Source organism: Burkholderiales bacterium, from assembly GCA_035518095.1.
Classification (GTDB): Bacteria; Pseudomonadota; Gammaproteobacteria; order Burkholderiales; family JAHFRG01; genus JAHFRG01.
In genome coordinates, this window is sequence record DATIXX010000037.1 from 1 (window position 1) to 23814 (window position 23814).

The 23814-nt window shown below is 56.7% G+C and carries 21 protein-coding genes; 5 read left to right on the forward strand and 16 right to left on the reverse strand.

Annotated elements, in window-relative coordinates; translation table 11 throughout:
- The 10 genes from VLV32_07005 to VLV32_07050 all read right to left on the reverse strand — a co-directional run.
- Positions 1-206 (reverse strand): hypothetical protein (locus tag VLV32_07005; GenBank protein HUL41635.1); only part of this gene is annotated, 206 nt, incomplete at its 3' end.
- A gap of 22 nt (positions 207-228) precedes the next feature.
- Positions 229-462, reverse strand: a complete 234-nt coding sequence (locus tag VLV32_07010; protein HUL41636.1) for a hypothetical protein — start codon at positions 460-462, stop codon at positions 229-231.
- A 27-nt stretch (positions 463-489) separates the two neighbouring features.
- Positions 490-1002 carry a FixH family protein gene (locus VLV32_07015; GenBank protein HUL41637.1) on the reverse strand — a complete coding sequence of 171 codons (513 nt, stop codon included), beginning with the start codon at positions 1000-1002 and terminating at the stop codon, positions 490-492.
- 24 nt (positions 1003-1026) lie between these two features.
- Entirely contained in the window at positions 1027-2451 is a 1425-nt protein-coding gene (ccoG, locus tag VLV32_07020; GenBank protein ID HUL41638.1) for a cytochrome c oxidase accessory protein CcoG, read from the reverse strand.
- 25 nt (positions 2452-2476) lie between these two features.
- On the reverse strand, positions 2477-3451 hold the full coding sequence (gene ccoP / locus VLV32_07025) for a cytochrome-c oxidase, cbb3-type subunit III (GenBank protein ID HUL41639.1): 975 nt from the start codon (positions 3449-3451) through the stop codon (positions 2477-2479).
- A gap of 4 nt (positions 3452-3455) precedes the next feature.
- Positions 3456-3650 carry a cbb3-type cytochrome c oxidase subunit 3 gene (locus VLV32_07030; GenBank protein HUL41640.1) on the reverse strand — a complete coding sequence of 65 codons (195 nt, stop codon included), beginning with the start codon at positions 3648-3650 and terminating at the stop codon, positions 3456-3458.
- A 3-nt stretch (positions 3651-3653) separates the two neighbouring features.
- Complete coding sequence (ccoO, locus tag VLV32_07035) at positions 3654-4268, reverse strand: cytochrome-c oxidase, cbb3-type subunit II (protein ID HUL41641.1); 615 nt, start codon at positions 4266-4268, stop codon at positions 3654-3656.
- 56 nt (positions 4269-4324) lie between these two features.
- Positions 4325-5746, reverse strand: coding sequence for a cytochrome-c oxidase, cbb3-type subunit I (ccoN, locus tag VLV32_07040; GenBank protein ID HUL41642.1), 1422 nt, complete (start codon positions 5744-5746; stop codon positions 4325-4327).
- 44 nt (positions 5747-5790) lie between these two features.
- Positions 5791-5988 (reverse strand): cbb3-type cytochrome oxidase assembly protein CcoS, encoded by a 198-nt coding sequence (gene ccoS / locus VLV32_07045; protein HUL41643.1) that lies wholly within the window; start codon positions 5986-5988, stop codon positions 5791-5793.
- 13 nt (positions 5989-6001) lie between these two features.
- Positions 6002-8575 carry a heavy metal translocating P-type ATPase gene (locus VLV32_07050; protein ID HUL41644.1) on the reverse strand — a complete coding sequence of 858 codons (2574 nt, stop codon included), beginning with the start codon at positions 8573-8575 and terminating at the stop codon, positions 6002-6004.
- A 623-nt stretch (positions 8576-9198) separates the two neighbouring features.
- Between VLV32_07050 and VLV32_07055 the strand changes: the two genes are divergently transcribed.
- The 3 genes from VLV32_07055 to VLV32_07065 are packed head-to-tail and all read left to right on the forward strand — an operon-like array spanning position 9199 to position 11764.
- A complete protein-coding gene (locus VLV32_07055) occupies positions 9199-9741 on the forward strand; it encodes a thioredoxin domain-containing protein (protein ID HUL41645.1) in 543 nt (180 codons plus the stop codon).
- A 49-nt stretch (positions 9742-9790) separates the two neighbouring features.
- Positions 9791-10057, forward strand: a complete 267-nt coding sequence (locus VLV32_07060; protein ID HUL41646.1) for a UBP-type zinc finger domain-containing protein — start codon at positions 9791-9793, stop codon at positions 10055-10057.
- A gap of 21 nt (positions 10058-10078) precedes the next feature.
- Positions 10079-11764: an FAD-dependent oxidoreductase gene (locus VLV32_07065; protein ID HUL41647.1), complete on the forward strand. Its 1686-nt coding sequence runs from the start codon at positions 10079-10081 to the stop codon at positions 11762-11764.
- A 165-nt stretch (positions 11765-11929) separates the two neighbouring features.
- Here VLV32_07065 and VLV32_07070 read toward each other — a convergent pair whose 3' ends face one another.
- From VLV32_07070 to VLV32_07090, 5 genes are all read right to left on the reverse strand, one after another.
- The gene (locus VLV32_07070) at positions 11930-12199 is read right to left on the reverse strand and encodes a DUF2934 domain-containing protein (GenBank protein HUL41648.1); all 270 of its coding nucleotides are present in this window, start codon (positions 12197-12199) and stop codon (positions 11930-11932) included.
- Between the two features lie 419 nt (positions 12200-12618).
- Positions 12619-13626 carry a dihydroorotate dehydrogenase-like protein gene (locus VLV32_07075; GenBank protein ID HUL41649.1) on the reverse strand — a complete coding sequence of 336 codons (1008 nt, stop codon included), beginning with the start codon at positions 13624-13626 and terminating at the stop codon, positions 12619-12621.
- 12 nt (positions 13627-13638) lie between these two features.
- Positions 13639-17244, reverse strand: a complete 3606-nt coding sequence (nifJ, locus tag VLV32_07080) for a pyruvate:ferredoxin (flavodoxin) oxidoreductase (GenBank protein ID HUL41650.1) — start codon at positions 17242-17244, stop codon at positions 13639-13641.
- Positions 17237-18916 (reverse strand): NAD(P)-binding protein, encoded by a 1680-nt coding sequence (locus VLV32_07085; GenBank protein HUL41651.1) that lies wholly within the window; start codon positions 18914-18916, stop codon positions 17237-17239. Before VLV32_07085 ends, nifJ begins: the two co-directional genes overlap by 8 nt.
- Before the next feature lie 146 nt (positions 18917-19062).
- Positions 19063-19560 (reverse strand): Spy/CpxP family protein refolding chaperone, encoded by a 498-nt coding sequence (locus tag VLV32_07090; GenBank protein ID HUL41652.1) that lies wholly within the window; start codon positions 19558-19560, stop codon positions 19063-19065.
- 387 nt (positions 19561-19947) lie between these two features.
- On the opposite strand from VLV32_07090, the gene VLV32_07095 reads away from it, so the two are divergent.
- Both VLV32_07095 and VLV32_07100 read left to right on the forward strand, forming a co-directional pair.
- Entirely contained in the window at positions 19948-20457 is a 510-nt protein-coding gene (locus VLV32_07095) for a MaoC family dehydratase (GenBank protein ID HUL41653.1), read from the forward strand.
- Positions 20458-20763: 306 nt separating this feature from the next.
- Complete coding sequence (locus VLV32_07100) at positions 20764-22650, forward strand: MFS transporter (GenBank protein HUL41654.1); 1887 nt, start codon at positions 20764-20766, stop codon at positions 22648-22650.
- 217 nt (positions 22651-22867) lie between these two features.
- Here VLV32_07100 and VLV32_07105 read toward each other — a convergent pair whose 3' ends face one another.
- Positions 22868-23386 carry a hypothetical protein gene (locus VLV32_07105; protein ID HUL41655.1) on the reverse strand — a complete coding sequence of 173 codons (519 nt, stop codon included), beginning with the start codon at positions 23384-23386 and terminating at the stop codon, positions 22868-22870.
- Positions 23387-23814: the final 428 nt, after the last annotated feature.

Consider the following 23814-nt stretch of genomic DNA (forward strand, 5'->3'; position numbering starts at 1 on the left):
ACAACAGCGCCGCAGGCCAAACCGATCCATATTCCGAGCGCCTGATGTTGCAGTCCGAAGCCCAAGCCGAACCCGACCGTGGTGGCCACGCCCCAGAAGGACTTGCATGGCAGCCAATACGAGCAGCAGGAGCGCGGCGTACGAATCGATTTGGCGCGCGTCGCCGTGGTTTGTGGGCGCGATCCCGAAACTGCGAATGCCGGCAACTCGCCAAAAACGGAATGCGGGTCAATTTTTTTTAACGTTTGTTTCGGTGGGCAGGAATAGGCAGGTCATGGCGCTCGATCCCGCGCCGATTATCCAAAACGCGAAAAAACCGATGGTATAGGCGGCAATCCGGTCAGCGGGAATCAGGATACCGAATAGGGTGAGATCAACCGGGTCAAACAGAGAGAAGTAAATACCGGTTGCCGGGATTGCCATCAAGAATGACGGCCACAAAATCCATATCAATTGGCGCATTGGCTCACCTAAAATAGTTTATCAGCGCTATTCGGGGGTCGCAGCTAATGTCTGGTCTTGTGGCGCAGGATCCCACCACGCGGATAGACGCCATGTTGCAGAGTTATCTTCCAGCACCAGCAGATGACGTCCGGATCCGTAGGAACCCAAACGACCTTCGTAGGTGCCAGCACCAATGGAGCGTAGGGATATGACCTGCTCTTCCCCGGATCGAGATGTGTGCGAGATCCGCATGCGTATGCTCGCCGGCAATGGCCCGTCGCCGGAGAGAAATACACGGACGCCCGCGTGCTCGGGACTGATCAATAGCGTAGCCCGGTAATGATGTGCGGCGGCGAATTCATCGCGCTTTAACGTCTGATTAATTGCAAGGCCCTTCTGGTAATAATCCTCGGTCACGACCCCATCGTCGGTGTGAATTGCGAGCCACAGGGTGAAAAAGCCGGCAACGACCACGATAAATGGCCCGGATATTAAAATCCACGGCCACGGTTCTTTGTACCAGGGCTTTGTGGTTTGCTCTGCATTAATCGGCGCCATAGGTTCTTCCAGTCAACACAGTTTTCAACGAATCAGAAAAATCGACTTCTCGTTCACTGCAATCCGCTTGTCTTCGCTCGAGCGCACGTGAAACTGAATCGGGTACGCGCCGGGCTTGGATGATCCGGGCACGGCTTGTACCCGAACCGGAACGGTCAGCGAGGAAACGGCCGGCACTTCAATTGGCTGTCCATCGGTTATCACTTTAATTCCGTTGAGGCCTGAAGCGCTGGCGATGTAGCGATGCGCGGCTTCGTCCGTATTCATGATCTGCAATCGATAGACGTTTTCGAGAACGCCGTTTCCCAATTCGCGAACCAGCGTGCCGCGGTCGCGAATCACGTTCACCTTGAGCGGCTCACGCAAATAGAGCGCAGTGCCCGCGGCGATGATGATGGACCATAAAATGGCGGTGTAAATCAGCACGCGCGGATGGAATATGCGCTGCACCATCTGCGTCCAGCTCAAATGATTCTCCAGCGCATTTTCGGTCGTGTAACGGATCAGCCCGCGGGGATAACCCATCTTGTCCATCACCTTGTCGCAACCGTCAATGCAGGCGGCGCAGCCGATGCATTCGTACTGCAGCCCTTTGCGAATGTCGATACCGACCGGGCACACCTGCACGCAAATTTCGCAATCCACACAGGTGCCGAGCCCCGCCGCCTTGTAATCGCTACTGCGGCTGCGCGCGCCGCGCGGCTCGCCGCGACCGGCGTCGTACGTGATGACCAAAGTATCGCGGTCGAACATCACGCCCTGGAAGCGAGCGTAAGGACACATGTATTTGCACACTTGCTCGCGCATCCAGCCGGCATTACCGTAGGTAGCGAAGCCATAGAACAAAATCCAGAATGTCTCCCATGGCCCCAAGCTAAGCATTGCGACTTCGTGACCGAGCGTGCGAATCGGGGTGAAGTAGCCAACGAAGGTGAAACCGGTCCACAGCGCGACCGCAATCCAAACTGCATGCTTCGCGCCTTTGACCGCGATTTTGCGAGCACCCCACGGCGTGGAGTCGAGTTTCACCCGCCGCAGCCGGTCTCCCTCGATCATTTGCTCGATCCACATGAATATTTCGGTGTACACGGTCTGAGGACAAGCATAGCCGCACCACAGCCGCCCGGCCACCGCGGTAAACAAGAACAGCGACAGAGCGCAGATCACGAGGAGCACGGTGAGGTAAATGAAATCCTGCGGCCAAAATACCAAACCCAGAATATAGAATTTGCGTGCGGCAAGGTCGAACAACACTGCCTGCCGACTGTTCCACTGCAGCCAGGGCAGCCCGTAAAAAATAACTTGGGTCAAAATCACAAAGAAAACGCGCCAGCCCGCAAACAACCCACTCACCGCCCGCGGATAGATTTTTTTGCGGATTTCGTACAGCGCCTCGTTTTGATCCGCGGCAGCCGCTGTGGCCATCTTAGCCACCGAAATATTTTGCATGGGAAGCTGCGCGTTCACTGCCGGCTTATTGGTTCGTCGGTACCGGCTTTGCATCGGCCGCTTGAGCGGGCTCCGTTTGCTGCGCGGGGTGCGCACCGGGTGCATGGGAAAAACTGTAGACGTAGGCCGCCAGCAAATGCACTTTTTCCTTGCCTAAAAAGTCCTTCCAGGCGGGCATGGTGCCGGTGCGCCCGTTGGTAATCGTTTCGATCACGGTTTTTTCGGAGCCACCAAAGAGCCAGATATTATCGGTTAGGTTAGGCGCGCCGAGCGCCTGGTTGCCTTTTCCTTCCGGGCCGTGGCATGCGACACAATTGGTTGCAAACTTTTCTTTTCCGGCTTTTGCGAGCTGTAGATCATATTTGCTCCCTGAAAGAGATAACACATAGTTTGCCACCTGCTTCACACCCTGTTCCCCGAGCACCGGTCCCCAGGCCGGCATGACACCGGTGCGCCCGTCCAGAATAGTGGTCTCGATCGTTTGTGGCTCTCCGCCCCAGAGCCAGTCGTTGTCTGTGAGATTCGGAAAGCCGAAGCCTCCGCGCGCATCGGAACCATGGCATTGCGTGCAGTAAGTAAGGAACAGGCGCTCGCCAATGGCATGCGCCTCAGGATTCGCAGCCAACGCGGGAACGTCCAGCTTCGCATATTTCGCAAAAATCGGACCGTACTGAGCTGCAGCCTGTTGCGTTTCCTTGGCATACTGGCCGCGCGAACTCCAGTCGAGAACGCCTTTAAAGCTGCCAAGACCCGGGTAGAGCACGAGATACAACAGCCCAAATGCGATGGTGATGTAAAACAATCCCATCCACCAGCGTGGCAGCGGGTTGTTATATTCCTGCAGGTCTTCATCCCACACGTTACCGTGCACTTCCGGCTGCGCCGGGCCGGCCGCGCGCTTGCTGCTCATGGCTCTGAGCAGAACAAGGCAGGCGAGGATGCTCACCAGCGTGATGACGGCGATATAGCCGCTCCAGAAACTGCTCACAAAATCGCTCATTGCGTTACTCCTTCAGTTTTCCATCCCCGGCCGCAGTGTCATTCCGTGCGTTCAGGTCGTTGTCGTCTTCGAGGAAAGGCAATTGTGCCGCCTGGTCGAATGCGGCCTTGCTCCGGCCGCTCCATGCCCACCACACAATGCCCACAAACGCTGCGAAGCTCACAACTGTGATGATTACGCGCAAATCATTGATGTCCATTTTTCACCTCACGTTCTTAAGCGCAAGGCCCAAACATTGCAGATACGCGATCAGTGCATCCTGTTCAGTCATGCCGGTGATTTCGTCTCTGGCGTTTTTGATATCCTCGTCGCTGTACGGTACCCCGACGCGGCGCAGCGCGCGCATCTTGGCGTCGATGTCACCGGTGTAAAGCGGCGTTTTGGCAAGCCACGGATAAGCCGGCATGTTCGATTCCGGCACCACGTCGCGCGGGTTGTTCAAATGCAGTCGGTGCCACTCGTCGCTATAGCGTCCTCCGACCCGCTGCAGGTCCGGCCCGGTGCGCTTGCTGCCCCACAGGAAGGGGTGGTCATATACAAACTCGCCGGCCACCGAGTAATGTCCGTATCGCTCGGTTTCAGCGCGGAACGGGCGGATCATCTGCGAATGGCAATTGTTGCAGCCCTCGCGGATATAGATGTCCCGTCCCGATAGCTGCAGAGCGGTATAAGGTTTCAATCCGGTGACCGGTTCGGTGGTGGATTTTTGGAAGAACAGCGGAACGATCTCCACCAGTCCGCCGACGCTCACCACAGCTATGATGAGCAGGATCAGTACCCCGACGTTCTTTTCAATAAAATCATGACTTGCTTTCATGGCTCTTTCCTTATACTTCGGAATCGTTTTCGGTGGCACGCATGCGGAACCGACGCTTAGGCGGTAACCAGCTGTGGTATCGGCGCGTCCACCGGCGCCCGGCCGACCACGGTTTTGAAGACGTTGTAGGCCATGATCAGCATGCCTGACAGGAACAGGATTCCACCCAATAGACGTATGCCGTAGAACGGATATGTCGCCTTCACGCTTTCGACGAAGCTGTAGGTGAGCGTGCCGTCGGGGTTGACCGCGCGCCACATAAGGCCTTGCGTCACGCCGGCGATCCACATGGCAGCGATGTACAGCACTACCCCCAGTGTCGCGATCCAGAAATGCAGCGAAATCAGGCGCACGCTGTACATTTTGGTCTCGCCAAACAATCGCGGGATCAGGTAGTACAGGCTGCCGATACTGATAAATGCCACCCAGCCCAGCGCTCCCCCGTGAACGTGGCCGATAGTCCAGTCGGTATAGTGCGACAGCGCGTTCACAGTCTTGATTGACATCATCGGACCTTCAAATGTGGCCATGCCGTAAAATGAAAGCGACACAATGAGGAATTTCAGTATCGGGTCTTCGCGCAATTTATACCACGCGCCCGACAGCGTCATGATGCCGTTGATCATGCCGCCCCAGGACGGCGCAAGCAGAATCAGCGAAAAGATCATGCCCAGAGACTGGGTCCAGTCCGGCAGCGCGGTGTAATGCAGATGATGCGGACCGGCCCACATGTACGTGAAAATCAATGCCCAGAAATGCACCACCGACAAGCGGTATGAGTAGATCGGCCGCTGCGCCTGCTTGGGGACGTAGTAGTACATCATCCCGAGAAAGCCCGCCGTCAGAAAGAATCCCACTGCGTTGTGCCCGTACCACCACTGCACCATCGCATCCTGCACGCCGGAATAGATGTAATACGACTTCCAGACCGTGACCGGAATTTCCGCGCTGTTGACAATGTGGAGCAGGGCGATAGTCAGGATAAAGGAGCCGTAAAACCAGTTGGCAACGTAAATGTGCTTGGTCTTGCGCTTAAAGATGGTGCCGAAATAGACGATGGCATAGGCGACCCAAACCAGCGTAATGAGAATATCGATTGGCCATTCCAGCTCGGCGTATTCGTGCGAGGTGTTGTAGCCGAGCGGCAGCGTGATGACCGCAAGCACGATTACCGCCTGCCAGCCCCAAAACGTAAAGGCAGCCAGCCGATCACAGAACAGCCGCACCTGGGAAGTTCGCTGCACCACGTGATATGAGGTTGCAAATAACGCCGAACCCGCGAACGCGAAAATCACCGAGTTGGTATGTAATGGCCGCAGCCGCCCATAGGAAAGCCAAGGTATTCCGTAAGTGAGATCGGGCCAGATGAGTTGCGAGGCGATCAACACGCCGACGCTCATGCCTACGATTCCCCACACCACAGACATGATGGCGAACTGCCTTACTACTTTATAGTTATACGTGGTTTGAGTTTCCATTTTTTACTCCCGGTTCAAAATCAAACGTTACTGAAATCTTTGTTTTAATCCTTTTCCACCTCGGTGTTGCTGCGCGGCCGCGAATCCTCTGGTACTTGTGCGCCATCATCATCCAGCAAGATACGAAAGCCGGCACCTTCGAGGTCATCGAACTGGCCGCTGCGTAGCGCAAGCCAAAACACGAAACCAATTAAAAACACCAATACCACGCTTAGCGGTATCAACAGGTAAAGGATTTCCATGGCGCCATTAGTCTCATTTGCCTATCAAAGCGAGGTCGGTTTGCGCGGCGGCTTGCACTGTAGCCTGCGGTGCCTTAGCTTTACCCCGCAATCGCAGGGCATTTGCCACAACTAAAAGCGAACTCGCCGACATGCCGATGCCCGCCATCCATGGACTAACATGCCCTGTCATGGCAAGCGGCAACGCAGCCAGGTTGTAGACCAGTGCCCAAGTCAGGTTTTGACGGATTACGCGCAGCGTCATGCGGGCAGTCTTAATGCCGGTCATGAGATCGCACAGCTTGCCGGAAATAAGAACCATGTCGGCGCTGGCGCGTGCAGCGTCGGTGGCTTGCCCAGTGGCGACCGAAATCTGCGCCTGAGCAAGTACCGGCGCGTCGTTCGCGCCGTCACCCACCATGGCGACTACCGCCCCGCTCGCTTGCAACTCACGCAAATAAGCGACCTTATCCGCTGGAGTGGCTTCTGCTCGCACATCTTCGATTCCCAATTCGTGAGCGACGGAACGCGCGACCTCGACACTATCTCCGGTCAACAAGTGAATCCGTTTGCCCAAGTGACGCAGGTACTCGATTAGCCCCTTTGCGTCAGCGCGGAGCAAGTCGTCAAGCATAAACACCGCCAGCCAGCGCTTAGCATTGCCAAGGCCGATGAGCGAAGCTCCATCGGGTTGGACTGCGAGCTGCATGGGCAGTGGCTGGCCTGTCAGTTCTGCGACAAATTGCGGCGTGCCCAGACGGTAGCGCATACCGTCCATGATTCCCTCGACGCCGCGGCCGGGAACATTGGCGACAGTGCTTGCCGCTACAGTATTGACTCGGTGTTCTGAATCAGGGACGGATAAATAGGCGCGGAGCGCAGTGGCAATTGGATGTTCCGAGCCCTGCTCAAGCGCCCGGGCCAATGCGAGGCATTGCGTAGCCGGTAGCGCGCTAAGCGGACGCACCTCCCGCACCAGCATGCGTCCGACGCTGAGTGTTCCTGTCTTGTCGAAAACAAAATCGCTTGCGACCGCGAGCGTCTCCAGCGCGTGTCCGCGCGTGATCAGCAGCCCCCTTGCTGCCAAGCTACCGGTCGCGGCAACCAGCGCCACCGGCGTGGCGAGCGACAATGCGCACGGACAGGTCACAACGAGCACGGTGACGGTAATCCAAAATGCCTTGCCCGGATCAATCGCGTACCAAGCGAGAAATGTCACCGCCGCAATTAGCAGCAAGCACAGCACGAACCAGCTCGCCGCCCGGTCCGCCAAGCATGCGATGCGCGGCTTGTCGGCGAGCGCCCGATCCATCAGCCGCACAATGCCCGCCAGCGTCGAATCCGGTCCAACTTTCTCTACGCGCATGACCAACGGACTGGTGAGATTAAGCGTGGCGCCGGTGAGCTCCGCTCCGGGGCCCTTACGATCAGGCCGGCTTTCGCCGGTCAACAAGGATTCGTCGACACTACTTTCGCCCTGCACGACTCGGCCATCGGCGGGAATACTCTGGCCCGGCGGAATCAGAACGTGGTCGCCGACTTTTAGATTCGAGGCAGCAACCTGCTTCTCGCGATTTGATGCGGGAAAATCCACGAGCAACAGCGCCTGCGCCGGGATAAGCTTCACCAATTTCTCCACGGCGTCGCAACCGCGGGCGCGCGCACTCATTTCCAGGTAGCGCCCGCACAAAAGTAAAAACACAAACATCGTGATGGAGTCGAAGTAAACCGCCCCATGCCCTTGTACGGTCGCCCAAACACTGGCAAGAAACGCGCCGCCAACGCCCAGCGCAACCGGCAAGTCTATGCCTGCTCGTCCATGTTGTAGATTGCGCCACGCGCTGCTGAAAAACGGCGCTGCCGAATACAGCACCACCGGAAGTGTGAGAACCAAGCTTGCCCAACGCAATAGCGCGCCGATATACGATGGCATGTCGCCATCGCCCGCAATGTAGCCAGGAATGGAGTACATCATCACCTGCATCATGCCCAAGCCCGCGACAAACAGCCGCCACAAGGCCGCATTGCGCGCCTTGCGCTGCGTTTCCTCTTGCCGTGCGGGGTCGAATGGATGGGCGCAGTAGCCGATTGCTGCCACTGCCCGCAAAATCTCGGAGAGCTTGATGCGGGCGTCGTCCCAGCGCACTTGCGCGCGGTGCGTGGTGTAATTAACGTCAACGCCCAAAACTCCCGGAAGGCGGGCGATGCGCTGCTCGTTAAGCCAAACACCTGCGCTGCACGTGATGCCTTCCAGGATGAGCGAGGCTTCGCGTACGCGTTCGGCGACATGATGCACAAAACTTGCTTGGAACGTGGGATCGTCGTAAAGCGTATGTTCGTTCAGCAGACCAGGTGGCGTTTCCGCAGCTGCGCGGGGCAGCGCCGTGCGGTAGCGGTAGTACTCGGCGAGACCCGCCTGAACAATGGTCTGCGCCACGCCCAGGCAAGCCGGACCGCAGACATCACGTTCCTCGCCGTTAAGACAAAATCGATAATGTATCCCGGCCGCGAACGGCAACCCGCAATGAAAACACGTGCGTCCTCCATGAGCTTCCGCCAAGCCGGGCGGCAAAGCGGACATGGTCGTGCGCAAGACGGTGTCAGACATGTGCTTTGTGAGGAAAATTAGTGGTTGGCAGTCCGGCTTTCCATTATTAAGAGAAGCAAAATATACAGAACGGGCAGGCGTCTATTTGATCCAGATCAAATCAATGTGCTGCCTGATTCGCAGACTTTTGCGCCTTGACTTGACCGCCCGGCATGAAATAGTCGCTCCGATGCCCCGCCCCCTCCAGGTTATCATCAGGAAGTTGATATGCTCCTTGCGTGAAGGCACCCGCCCGATGTTTTTTTGCCAAGACGATTGAATTTTACTTTAGCCAATTCCGTTGTGCGAGAGAGATGAATGGGGCCTTGCAGCGAAGTGTGGGATGCCTGTCAAGTCCAGGGAGGCGGAAATTCGGCAGGCCACTGAATAAATACCATCTATTGCTCATTTGTATGGCGTCCAAGATGGGTGCTATTGATGCTCCGCAAGATATTCCGCGCGCGGGCGCCTGATTTTCACAAAGTCTTACTTGAGTCACCGGTGATGTCGCCGGTCGGACCCATGCTGTAAATGCGAATGCTGACTGATGCGAAGCGTCAATGAAAGCGAGCGGTCTGAATTGGGCGCATAATAACCTAAAATAAGGGTTGAATTCGAAGTGGTTTTGAGAATGGCAGGAGGACATGGACCGGCAAAAACGACTTGAGCTGGCAGTACCGGTCAGTACGGTTGATCACGCCCTCGGACGGGCAGATGCCCCACTAACCATCGTCGAATACGGCGATTTTGACTGCCCCAATTGCAAGCAGGCGGTGCTGGTCGCCAAGTTGCCGCTAGATCGATATTCACGCCGGGCACGCCTAGTTTTTCGACATTTTCCACAAGAGGAAATCCGCCCGCATGCTCTTCCTGCCGCACCCGCCGCGGAAGCGGCGGGTGCGCAAGGCAAGTTCTGGCCCATGCATCACCTCCTGTTCGGAAACCAGCAACAGCTGAAACTCAAACAGTTGGGTGGTTGCGCGGAACGCTTGGAACTCGATATGACGCGCTTCCGGATTGAAGTGGATGAGGAGATCGCTTCGCAGCGCATCCGGGAGCAAATCGATAGCGGCAATCGCAGCGGTGTTCGTGCCGCGTCGATATTCTTCATCAACAGATGGATTCAGGGCATATCATTTGGACTCCAGGTACTCGAAGCCGGTGTTGAGGAGGCATTTCAAAAGTGATTTGTGCGCGCTTGGAATTAAGCGGAGTCAGGCGCAGGACAGGAGTTTCATGTCAGTTCAGTGCAGCCACCTGAAACTGGTAACGACAGACCAACCGGGCAACCCGGGCTGCGAGGAGTGCCTCGCGATGGGAGATACCTGGGTGCACCTGCGGCTGTGTCGGACCTGCGGACACGTCGGCTGTTGCGACGATTCGAAGAACAAGCACGCCACCAAGCATTTTCGCGCAACTAAACATCCGATTATTACCTCGCTTGAACCCGGCGAAAACTGGAGCTGGTGCTACATCGACGAGCTGTTAATGGAGCTCAAATGATTTTCAAACCCAACGTTTGCAATGGCTGAGGCCTACCCTTCGCCTACGCTCGAAGCGCGCCGCGCGCAGATGTTCCCGGTCCTTGATCCTGAGGATCTCGCGCGCATGCGCCGCTTTGGCGCGTTGCGGGGGTATGCCGACGGCGAGTATTTGTTCGAGACCGGCAAACGCAGCCCAGGTATATTCGTCGTGCTCTCGGGCGCGGTGCGAATAACGGGGCGTGATGGACACGGACGTAATTTCACGATCACGGAACTGGGCCCCGGAGGATTTTCGGGCGAAATTGGACAACTGTCGGGTAAACGCGCATTTGTAGATGGTGTTGCCCTCGGCCCCGTTGAAGCGCTGCTCATCGCCCCTGAACAGCTGCGCGCCCTTTTGGTCGCACAAGCCGAGCTGGGCGAGACAATTATGCGTGCGTTGATCCTTCGCCGCGTCGGTTTGCTCGAGACCGGCGCCGGCGGCCCGGTGTTGATCGGTTCGCCTGGCTCGTCCGACGTCGTAAGGCTGCGCGGATTCCTCACGCGCAATAGTTATCCGCACGCGCTTTTTGATCCCGCAAGCGATGAGGACGCGAAAGCGTTTATTGATCGCTACGCCCCGCGGCGCGAGGATATGCCGCTCGTGGCATGCCCTGACGGATCGGTGTTGCGCAACCCCACGGAGAACGAGTTGGCCAAATGCATCGGCATGCTTGAGGCCGACGGTGCAGACGAGATACATGAGGTTGCCGTCGTGGGCGCCGGGCCCGCTGGATTGGCAACTGCGGTATATGCCGCCTCGGAAGGACTGTCGGTACTCGTGGTTGACGCGCGTTCCTTCGGCGGGCAAGCCGGGGCCAGCGCGCGCATCGAAAATTATCTCGGCTTCCCTACCGGCATATCCGGGCAAGCTTTGGCGGGACGCGCGTACAGTCAGGCGCAGAAATTCGGCGCGCGCATGTTGATTCCCGGCGAGGCCGTGCGCCTTGACTGCAGCCGTTCCGATGCCCTCGATCCAATCGCGCTCCACCTTGCGGACGGGCGCGTTATTCGAAGCCGCACGGTTGTAATCGCGAGCGGTGCGCGATATCGCCGGCCGGATTGCGCGAACTTGCAGGCGTTGGAAGGGCGCGGCGTCTGGTACTGGGCGTCGCCCATCGAAGCAAAAATATGCGCGGGGGAGGAAGTGGTGCTGGTCGGGGGCGGCAATTCCGCAGGGCAGGGTGCCGTATTTCTTGCTGCGCATGCGTCCAAGGTATGGATGCTGGTGCGCGGTGCAGGCCTGGCGGCGAGCATGTCGAGATATCTAATCGACCGTATCGCTGCAATTCCCAACATCGAGCTGCGCACCCGAACCGAAATCGTTGGCGCAACCGGTACACCCGAGTCGGGCATTGAATCAATTCGCTGGCGGCAACGCGACACGGGACAGGAGGAAACACACGCTATTCGCAATGTGTTCCTGTTTCTGGGTGCGGATCCGGCGACTGAATGGCTTAAAAATTGTGACGTTGTCCTTGACGACAAGGGGTTCGTTCGTACCGGCTCCGAGCTGCCGGCTGCTGACACGCGTGTGAAGAACGGACGGCGCTGGCCTCTTGAAACCAGCGTGCCGGGCATTTTCGCGATTGGCGACGTACGCGCAGGATCAGTCAAGCGCGTAGCAGGCGCGATCGGCGAGGGTGCCGCGGTGGTAGCGCAGATTCACGCGTACATCGCGCGATAGACCTCTGCAGCGCAACCCAACGTAGGTATCGTCCGCTCAGGGATTTTTCCGGCGCATTCTTGACGAGCGTGAGAAATATGGTCAAGGGGTGAACCAAATAGCGGGAACCGGGACTATCCAACCGGCTTGCGCGCGGCGATGCTTGACGCATCACCATAGACTGATTCAATCATTAAGCCACCGCAGAATCTCGGCCTCGGCTTCAAGCCAGTCCCGCAGTTCTGACCCCGGGACGAAGTCGCGCTGTTCTGCACGATAATATGCTGCCACAGCAATCCAATTGTAAAGCTCTGACGGATTAATTTCGGCGGTACGCGAGGGTTCGGCCCTAATGGTTCGGTTGGCGGATTTGCCGGGCTTGACCAGTCTGTTTGTCTTGCGCGCGACCGCCTTGGCGTGATGAGGCTTGCGCGAACTTGTTTTCTTCGACTTCATTGTCAAAATCCTTCTGTCGTCAGAGTTGGTAAGCTACCGATTGAATTTTGCGTTTTGCATTTATGTTGTGTTGATCCAAGTCGTGAACCGCGGAATTGCTGCTCACAGAAGCTGCTCGCCGCGCGCGCATTCACTGGATATTTGTGGGGATTGTTTGTCCTGACCTATCAAAGAGACTCATCCACGGATAACTTGTGTGTTGACGTATAGCATTTAATCTTGGACCGCGTTTTGATTTAGATCAAACCGTACGCCTGCGCAAATTCAAACTGAATCAATACTGCAACGATTCCTAGCTTGAGTCGCTTGGTGGCAAGAGGAACCGAGCAATAGGATGACGCAGTTACATCGCAAATTGCACCAATACGGCTCGCTGCTGATACATTTGACTGCGACACTAATCTCGCCTACGCAAAAGTTTATCGATCGCCTCGATCTGCGCCCCATTCCTGGAGGATCTGAATATAGTTAGCGCGCTCAAAGGCGGCGGTGTCGCTAACCTTGCTCTGACTCATTTGTCCGCGAATGGCGGACAACGAGTCAACGTTGCGCGCGCGCAGCCACGCGGCAAGGCCATCGATCAAAGTCTTCATGTGGCCAATGCCGTGACGGAGAAGGGCAGACGTTGACATGACGACATCAGCTCCAGCGAGCAAATACTTGACGACTTCGTCCGCTGTTTCAACTCCGGTGCTGGCCGCAAGCGAGGCTCGCGTCTTGCCGGCCAACACAGCGATCCAAAGCAGTGGCAAACGAATTTCGAGTGGAGTGCTGAGATCAAGGTCGCGTTTTAATTGCAAGCGGCCGAGGTCGATGTCGGGTTGATAAAAACGATTGAATAGTACAAAACCGTCGGCCCCCTCGCGTTCAAGTTGCTGCACGGTATGGCCGACGGAGCTAAAGTAAGGCGCCAGCTTTACCGCAACCGGGATTGATACAGCAGCTTTGACTGCCCGCAAGATGTCGAAATAGCGCTGCTCGACCTCGCTGCCGCTCAAAGCCGGGTCACCCGGCACAAAATACACGTTGAGTTCAATAGCGTGTGCTCCCGCCTCCTGCACAAGCCGGGCGTAATCGATCCACCCGCTGCGAGTTACGCCGTTGAGGCTAGCGATGACGGGTATATCCACCGCCGCGCGTGCGCGCTCGATCAAATCCAGATATTGATGCGGGCCGGTACGGTAGGTGGCTGCGCTGGGGAAATAGCTTGTCGTCTCGGCCGAGCTCTCGGCACCGATCGAGGTTAACCGTTCGATCTCCGCCATCTCCCGCTCGAGTTGCTCCTCGAAGATCGACGGTAACACGACCGCTGCGGCACCCGCCTCCTCCAGGCGCTGGATATTGCTGAGATCAAGATTGAGCGGCGACGCCGACGCAATCAACGGATTTTCGAGCGCGAGGCCGAGGTAGCGTGTGGTCAAGTTCATTTTGGTAGTCCTTCAGCGCGGCGCGGAAACAGAATTTTTCGCAACACCGGCCGGGGCAGGGTGGAAACGTTCGGGTGCCCATCCAGCCATTTTTTCATACGTTTGATATTTTTCGTCGATTACCTGTTGCGCCATTGCAAGCAGTTCCGCGGCCTCCTTCGGGCGGGTCTGGGTGAGTGCCTTGTAGCGGATCTCGTTGTAGGCATAATCTTGGAATTTGATTGTCGGGCGCGGCGAATCAAGGCGAAAAGGATTTTCGCCGATCGAGCGCATTGCAGGATTGTAACGAAACAACGGCCAATACCCGCAGGCGACCGCCAGATCCTGTTGGCGCATGCCGAATTGCATGTCGATACCGTGCGCGATGCACTGGCAATACGCAAGGATCAGCGAGGGGCCCGAGTACGCCTCCGCCTCGCGAAACGCCAGCAATGTCTGCTGCGGATTGGCACCCATTGCCACCTGCGCGACATAGACATTGCCATAAGCAATGGCCTGCAGCGCGAGGTCTTTGCGGGCAACGCGCTTGCCACTTGCAGCAAATTTTGCGATTGCTCCGAGCGGTGTTGCCTTTGAGGCCTGTCCGCCGGTGTTGGAATAGACCTCAGTGTCGAGCACCAGGACGTTGACATCGCGTGCGCTGGCCAAAACGTGGTCAAGGCCGCCATATCCAATATCATAGGCCCATCCATCGCCGCCGATAATCCAGATACTGCGGCGGATCAGATGGTCGAGCACAGACAATAAATCGTTCGCAGCCGGATTGTCATCCAGCGCGACGAGGCGCGCGCGCAGTTCGGCGACACGCGCATGCTGCGCGCGTATTTCGGACTCCTGCACCTGTGGTGCGCTCAGAATCGCCTCCACCAGTTCCGGGCCCAGCTTGGGTGCAAGCGCGCGCGCCAGTTTGGTGGCGGTCTCGAGGTGCTTGTCGGCAGCAAGACGAAAACCGAGGCCGAATTCCGCGTTGTCTTCAAACAGCGAATTTGACCACGCGGGGCCGCGACCCTCATGATTCTTCGCCCAGGGCGTGACGGGAAGGTTCGCACCGTAGATCGAAGAACAGCCGGTCGCATTCGCGACCTGCATGCGGTCGCCGAACAGTTGTGATACCAATTTAAGATAAGGCGTTTCGCCGCAGCCCCCACAGGCCCCTGAAAACTGGAACAAGGGCTCGAGAAACTGCACACCGCGCACGTTTGCAAAATCGACCCGCGCCCGGTCGTTGACCACGAGGTTTTCAAAAAAACCGATGTTGGCGCGTTCGGATTCCACGAGCGGAGCTTTATCACGCATGTTGATTGCCTTGAGCTGCGGCGTGATCGGGCTGTGCGCAGGGCACACCTCGACGCATAATCCGCAACCGGTGCAGTCTTCCACATAAAATTGCAGCGAAAAACGCACGTCCGGAAAACCGCGTACGTTAATCGGCGCGGATTTGAAGCTTGCCGGCGCTTTCGCGAGTTTGGCACCGTCGTAGTATTTCGCTCGTATCACGGCATGCGGGCAGACGAAGCTGCACTGGCCACACTGAACGCATATGTCCGGTTCCCACACCGGAACAGTTTCCGCGACGTTGCGTTTTTCCCAGACCGACGTGCCTGTTGGAAACGTGCCGTCAATCGGCATCAGGCTCACGGGAATCAGGTTGCCGAGGCCTTCCATTATCTTGCTTGTTACCTCGCGCACGAAATCCGGCGCTTCAGCGGGCACCAGGGGCTGCCGGTCCCATTTGCTAGTCACTTTCGCCGGCACCTTGACTTCGAACAACCGTTCAAGAGTGCCATCAACCGCTTCAAAGTTTTTGCGCACGACTTCTTTCCCCTTGAGCGCGTACGTTTTCTCGATCGCCTTCTTGATCTGCCGTATTGCTTCTTCCCTGGGCAGCACACCCGACAGCGCGAAGAAACACGTTTGCAATACTGTGTTGGTGCGGCCTTTGAGACCAACCTCGCGTGCAACACGAGAAGCGTCGATCACGTAGAACCGCAGTTTTTGCTCCACGATCTGGCGCTGCACTGAGCGTGGCAAATGCTCCCAAACCTGGTCGGGACCAAACGGACTGTTAAGCAGAAAAGTCGCCTTGGGCGCCGCGAGACACAACACGTCGATGCGCTCGATGAAGTGAAACTGATGGCACGCGACGAACGTCGCCTTTCGGATCAGGTACGGCGCACGGATCGGACGCGGACCAAAGCGAAGGTGGGACACCGTCTGCGCGCCGGATTTATGCGAATCGTAAACAAAATAGCCTTGCGCATGGAGTCCGGCATCCTCAGCAATGATTTTTACACTGTTCTTGTTTGCGCCCACGGTGCCGTCCGCCCCCAGTCCATAGAACACAGCCTGCACCACGTCAGCCGGCTCGATGTCGAATGCAGGATCGACTGCCAAACTGGTATGCGCGACGTCGTCGATGATCCCTACGGTGAAACTATTCTTCGGCTCACGTTTGGCAAGTTCGTCGAAAACGGCCTTGACCATCGGCGGGTCGAAGTCCTTAGACGAGAGACCATAACGGCCACCAACGACTAACGGCATGTCGCGCCGTTTGCCCAAGGTTACCGCCCGAGCAAGCGAGCTTATAACGTCGAGATAAAGCGGCTCGCCGGCTGCGCCCGGCTCCTTGGTTTGTTCAATGACTGCAACCGCGCGGATGCTTTTTGGCAGAGCATCGACGAAAGCCTCAGCGGCAAACGGGCGGAACAATCGCACCTGCAGCACGCCGACCTTCTCGCCGCGCGCCGCAAGGACGGCGGCTGTCTCGCGCGCGGTTTGCGCACCGGAACCCATAAGCACGATCACGCGCTCCGCGTCCGCAGGCCCGTGGTATTCGAATAATCGATACTGCCTTCCCGTCAGCTTGGCAAATCGGTCCATTACCGCCTGCGTTATTGTGGGGAGCCGAGCATAGAACGGATTCACCGTCTCACGCGCCTGAAAGAAGGTATCCGGATTTTGCGCGGTGCCACGCACCACCGGGTGTTCGGGCTGGAGCGCGCGAGCGCGGTGCGCGCGCACAAGTTTGTCGTCAATCATCGCGCGAATCTGCGCATCGCTCAGCAATTCCAGCGTGTTGACTTCATGCGAAGTGCGGAAACCATCAAAAAAATGCAGGAACGGCACCCGTGATTCGAGCGTCGCCGCCTGCGCGATCAGAGCGGCATCGTGCGCGTCTTGCACTGAACCGGAAGAGAGCATTGCAAAACCGGCCGCGCGCACTGCCATGACATCGGAATGATCGCCAAAGATCGACAATGCCTGCGTCGCGACCGAGCGCGCGGCGACATGGAATACCGTAGGGGTGAGCTCCCCCGCGATCTTGAACATATTGGGAAACATGAGCAGTAGGCCCTGTGATGCGGTGAACGTTGTCGTCAGCGCCCCGGACTGCAGCGCGCCGTGCACCGCGCCGGCGGCACCTCCCTCGCTTTGCATTTCCTGAACTACGGGTACATTGCCCCAGATGTTCTTTATTCCCGCCGCTGACCATTCATCGGCCAGCTCGGCCATTGTAGACGAGGGTGTTATCGGGTAAATCGCGCACACCTCGTTGACCCGGTATGCAACGTGCGCGACTGCAGTGTTGCCATCCAGGGTGGCGATTTGCTTATCCATTAACGCTATCCTTTGCTGTTTCCCTGCTAATTTGGGTGACCGGATCCGCTGAAACGCCGGGCTCGGAGACCATCTCGATCGCGTGGCACGGACATTGTTCGAAGCATACCGCGCAGCCCGTGCACTTGACGTAATCGTAGGCATAGCGTCGGCCGGGGCCCAGCTTTATGATCGCTTGTTCGGGGCAAGCAGCGTAGCAGTTGTCGCATTCGAAACAGTTGCCGCAGCTCAAACAACGCTGTGCCTCATAACGCGCTTCGGCTGAGGATAAGCCGGCGACGACTTCATCAAAGCCGCTGATACGTTCGGCCGCGGGTCGCACGCGTTGCGCAGACGGATCGACATCGCTGAATACCGGGAGGTGGAGCATGCCAAATGAAACGAGGAGGGGCTTTTTGGCCGGAATATAGCTTGCGCGGCGCAGCCAGGCATCGATGTTGCGCGCGGCGCGCTTACCGTGGCCGACTGCAACCGTGATCGTGCGTTCGCCCGGCACGACATCGCCGCCTGCAAAAATGCCGGCGTGTCCGGTCATCATATCGGGTCCAACTTCGACCGTGCCATCCGGCTTGAAAATGATGTCGCTGAACTGGCGCAAAAATGCGCTTTCCGATTGCTGACCGAGCGCCAAGACAACTGCATCGGCTTGCAAGGTTTCGAGTTCACCGGTCGGCTGCGGCCGGCCGTTGGCGTCGAGCGTCATGCGCTCTACGGTCAACGACGAGCCCGAAATCTCCTTGATGCTGGTGAGCCATTTGATCTTGACACCTTCCTGAATGGCTTCGTCGGCCTCGAACGCGTGTGCCGGCATATGGGCGCGATCGCGGTGGTATACGATGATCGCTTCGTCGGCGCCAAGCCGCCGCGCAGTACGCGCGGTGTCCATCGCCGTATTGCCGCCGCCGTAGACGATGACGCGCCTGCCGAGCCGCGGGGGTTCGCCCGCGCTGGTGCCGCGCAGCACGTTGATTGCATCGAATACGTGCCCCGCATCGCGCGCGGGTATCTCGATATGTTTGCTGATGTGAGCACCAATCGCAATGAACGCGGCGTCGAAACGGTCGGCCTCGAGTTCCGAACGCAGATCAGTAACCTTGTGATTGAGTACAATCGTGACCCCGGCTGCTTCGATCATTGCAATCTCTTTGAGCAGGTCAGCCCGCGGCAGGCGGTAAGCGGGAATGCCAAAATGCATCATGCCCCCCGCCACGGGCCCGGCCTCGTGAATCTCGACCGCATGCCCAAGCCTTGTTAAGTGATAAGCGGCCGATAGGCCGCTCGGGCCGGCGCCGACGATTAGAACGCGCTTGCCGCTCGCCGCCGCTTCCACTGGAAAGCGCCAGCCCTGTTCAACTGCCATGTCGCCCAGGAAACGCTCCACCGCGTGGATGCTGACTGCGGCATCCAGCTCCTTGCGATTGCACGCGGTCTCGCAGGGGTGATAACAGACGCGCCCATGAACTGCCGGGAGCGGATTATCGCGTACCAATGTTTCCCAAGCTTCGCGGTACTTGCCGGCCTGGGCGAGCGCCAGCCACGCCTGAATATTCTCGCCTGCCGGGCACGCGTGATTGCACGGAGGGAGCAAATCGACGTAGACCGGACGCCTGGTGCGAAAAGGACCCGCGCCTTTCTCACGGGTCAGATCGACGAGTGGAGTCATGTCCTTCATTGCCCGTCCTCCTTTAACCCAGCACCAGACCACAAACATCGCTCGCGGATGCGGTATGGACGGATCGCCACACCGTGCAACGAATCTTCAATCTGCTGTTTTTTGGCTAAAAAGTGCACTTTTCCGCCCACGGAAAAATTCTTCGCTCAGTATCCGCCGCGTCGCAGCTGCTGGCGTTGCTCCTTGCTTAGAACGCCGTCAATTTGTTTGCGCGCTGCTGTGGCGTTGCTGATCATCTGCTGCTGCAGCTCGCCGATCCGGTCGTCGGCACTGCTGGCTGTCGCATCGTCGGGAGCTTCGGCCCGGCGGGCAAATTCATCCTGGATCTTGCCCATGAGGTCCCATTGCTTGCGGCGCAGTTCGTCTTGGATTTTGGTAATTTTGTTTTGTTGATCATCGCTTAAATTAAGGCCGGGGCCGTAACCCCACATCATCCCCGGTCGCATGAAGTAGCTTGGCCCGTATCCGGGCATCATTCCAGGGTTCATGCCATAGCCGGGGCCGTAACCGCCCATCGCGCCGGCTCGGTAGCCCCCCATCATTCCCGGATTGCAATTCTGCGGCGGATCAGCAAGTAGCTGAGTTGAACCGATGGCAAGAGCCAAGCCAGCGACGGCAGTAGTAAGTTGCTTGCGAATTTTCATATCATGTATCCTTCGCGATCAATAATTCCGTAATCCTCAAAGAACACTTCGACAGCTTTTGCGCGCTTTGCTATCCCCTTTACGCGTACCGCCTGTCAAAGCCGACGGGGTAACTTTCGTCACCCCGCTACACTTTGCAGAAAACCATCACACAGATTATTTATAAGCTTTTTTGTTCCCCTTCGTTTTGATCTGAATCAACCGGCACAATAATTGAAACGGGCGACAGCGGGCTATGTTTCGGGCCATCGGTGGATAACGAAATCAATTGGATAGGGAATCAAATCCTGTTTTTGGCCGGTTCGAGTCAAATCGCAGCGCAACACTGTGCCAGCGAACAAAATCGGGCCTAGTTCCTTGCGTTCGATTTTTTGGATACGATGGTCCCTGAGGAAATTAAATTGGCCGGCCACAGACGCGCGCACATTGAAAAAAGGGAGAGTGAAAATGAGCGGACGATATCTCGAAGATTTTTCTGTAGGGCAGACTTTCCAGTCCGGGCGGCTACAGGTCGACATTGAGCGTATCAAGGCATTTGCTGCCGAATTCGATCCACAACCGTTTCATCTGGATGAAGAGGCCGCGCGCAGATCCATTTTCAGCGGCCTCGCGGCGAGCGGTTGGCATACCGCGGCAATCACCATGCGGCTCTTGGTCGAGAGCGAATTCAGACCGTGTGGCGGGATCATCGGCGCTGGCTTCGACGAGCTACGCTGGCCAAGGCCCGTGCGACCGGGGGACGAGTTGCGCGTCGAGAGCGAAATACTCGAGGTGCGAGCCTCGAAATCGCGTCCCAGCCAGGGGTTGATCAAGGTTCGCACGACAACCCTAAATCAGGACGGCGAGGCGGTACAGGTCTCTGTCGGCAATCTGCTCGTACCGTGCCGGCCCAAATAGAAACTGCTCTAGCAATTAAGCAAAGCAAGCGATGCGCGTCGCGACACATAGGTCTGAAGCAGCGGACGATCAGGCCCGGCTAGTTCGTGACTGGCGACCTGGTGGAGAAAGCAGACATGCGCTCCCGGCAAAATTTCATGTTCTCTTCGTGCCGCCTAAGTCAAGTCGCGCAATCGGCGATTTGGTGCATGTTATGGCAACCAGAGAGCTTATTTCGCGATAACCGGCCATTCAAAATCCGAGACTATTCCGCGGGCGGTACCAAAACTTCCGACCCATGCTAAAATTTGCAAGCGCGATAAACTCATGGGTCATCAAAGTCAGTTTGAGCTCCTCAAACAAAAACGCTTTCTGCCGTTTTTCCTGACACAATTCTTCGGGGCCTTCAACGACAACGTCTACAAGAATGCCCTGGTCATCCTGGTCGCCTTCCATGCAACGAGCCTGAGCAGATTTGACGCAACTACACTTTCAAATTTTGCTCAGGCGCTATTTATACTGCCGTTCTTCCTGTTCTCTGCAACCGCGGGGCAAATTGCGGACAAGCTTGAAAAATCGTTCCTGATCCGGCTGGTTAAGCTGGCTGAAATTGGCATCATGACTTTGGGTGCAATTGGACTTTATTGGTCCAATCTAGTGTTACTAATGACGGCTCTTTTTCTGATGGGGCTGCATTCCACCGTATTCGGGCCGGTGAAATACGCGTATCTGCCCCAACACCTCGCGCAGCAAGAAATCGTGGGTGGCAACGGACTTGTGGAGATGGGCACATTTCTGGCGATTCTTGTCGGCACACTGCTCGGCGGTTTTCTCATCGCCAGCGGTTCGCCGCATCCCGTTTCGGTGACGGTGCTCGCATTGGCCGTACTGGGTTACACCGCCAGCCGCTGGATTCCCCGCTCGCCGCCCGCGGCGCCAAATCTTGTAATCAATTGGAATCCAGTTTCCGAGACTTGGCGAATTCTGCAATTCATGCGGCACAACCGCACGGTCTTCCTTTCCGTGCTGGGAATTTCCTGGTTCTGGTTCCTCGGCGCGATGTATCTATCGCAGTTTCCCGTCTATGCGAAGAACGTGCTGTCCGGACAGGAACAGGTCGTAAGCGTGTTGCTCGCGCTGTTCTCCATCGGGGTCGGAGCCGGCTCGTTATTGTGCGAGCGGCTTTCGGGACGCAGGATTGAAATCGGTTTGGTGCCATTTGGTTCAATCGGCCTCACGCTGTTCGGGGTGGATTTCTACTTTGCGAGCATGAATCTGCCGCCTCACGCGCCGATGAGCGCCACCCAATTCCTGCTCAGTTCCGAGCACTGGCGCATTCTGGCCGACCTTACCCTGGTCGGCGTTTTCGGCGGCTTCTACATCGTGCCGCTTTATACTCTTGTCCAGATGCGGACCGAAATCGCCCACCGTTCGCGAGTTATCGCTGGAAACAACATCCTGAATGCGCTGTTTGTCGTGGCTGCGGCAGTGGTTTCGATTACGCTGCTGGATCTGGGGCTCAGCATTCCACAGCTGTTTCTTGTTGCCGCAGTGCTGAATGCAGCGGTTGCAATCTATATTTACACCCTAGTGCCCGAATTCCTTATGCGGTTCCTGATCTGGATGCTCATACATTCGATCTACCGCCTCGAAAAATCCGGTCTTGAAAATATTCCCGAGGCGGGGCCGGCCGTTCTGGTTTGCAACCATGTGAGCTATGTGGATGCGCTCGTGATCGCAGCTGCCTGTCCGCGTCCGGTGCGCTTTGTAATGGATCAACAGATTTTTAAGATTCCGATCCTCAACTTCATCTTTCGAACTGGCCGCGCAATTGCCATTGTCCCGGCAAACGAAAATGTTGAAGCGCTCAAGCATGCTTTTGACGAGATTGCCAAAGCTCTAGAGGATGGAGATCTGGTCGGCATCTTCCCCGAAGGCAAAATTACACACGACGGCAATCTGAATCCGTTTCGCGCCGGCATTAAGCGCATTATGAGACGCACACCGGTTCCGGTAGTGCCTCTCGCGCTACGCGGGTTGTGGGGGAGTTTCTTTTCTAGGCAAGGAGGCCCGGCGATGACGCACTGGAGCCGAATTGCGCGACGTATCTTTTCGCGCATAAGCCTGGTGGCCGGAGCACCGGTCCCCGCACATCAAGTCACTCCCGAGCGGCTGCACGACTTGGTATTGCAACTGCGCGGAGAACAATTCTAAATTTGATTCGGGACGGAAGCTTCAATTAACTTCTTTTATTGGACTGTCTGCGCCGTGCGGAAATGGATCCGCTTGGGAAACGAATAAATATTCGTTCGTTCTTTGCGGTAATGATTTTGCATTCATTCGTGACGAACCGGTCTGGCAAATCCGTGTCGTGGCGGCCAGGTGTTATGAATTCGCCCTAATTTTTGTTTAGACAGCCGCCAGACGGATACTATTTGGAGCCTTCCGAATCGCCGGACGGAGCTTTGGGAGACTGCTCGGCCGGCTTGGGGCTAGTTTCTTTTCCAATTTGCACGACTTTTTCTACCTTGTCGTCTGAGTCATAGGTGACCTCATAGGTAATTTTGTCTCCGCCCAATGCCAGTTCCGTTGGAGTACTGACAACTTCAAACAGTCCCAAAGTCAAAAGGTCGGCTGCCCCGTAAAAAATCGCACGACTATTCTTGGCTGTATCACTTGTTGAGCCTTGAACAAATGTAAAATAGTCGATGCGTTTGCCGTCGCGCATCTCTGTTGACGCAGGTTGCCCAAATTCGGTTAGCAAAAGGCTGCGCGGCGTTCCGCGCACCAAAAGTGTCGTGTCTTTCTTCTCCGGCTGATGGGCCGCCATGTACACTGAGCATCCGCTTGCTAGAACCAACGACAAAGCAATGAGCAACGTTCCAATGTATTGACTCAACCGTGACATTTGTTTTGCAACCGCATCGCAATACTGAATTGCCGTTTCCATTTAAGCTCCTTTGATTAGGTTGTCGATATTGGAAATAACCCATCGGGTTTTTGGCGCTCAAAATTTAAACGACGTTAGAACGTCGCTGAGCGTCACGGCCATATTGCTCCCCGCGCGCATTCAAGCGACTTACGAATCGCTTACAAATTGATTACAAATACACGGCAGCGCAACAAAGCGCGCAAGGAATCGCGATGAATTCGAGGATTTAACGCACGGGAAAATCTGCCATCAAATCAATTTCACACGCGGATTAGCAGATAAAAATCGCCAGGGAGTTTAGAAAGAGATTTTCTGAAAGGCTGCTGGCGGCCGCGAACTAATTCTGCTGCATCAGCTTTTCATACACCGCTTTGGTTTCAGACGATGGCTCAACGCCGTGAACCCCGTGCAGTGTTTTGCGGCAGCGGTTATAGGTTTCGAGCGCT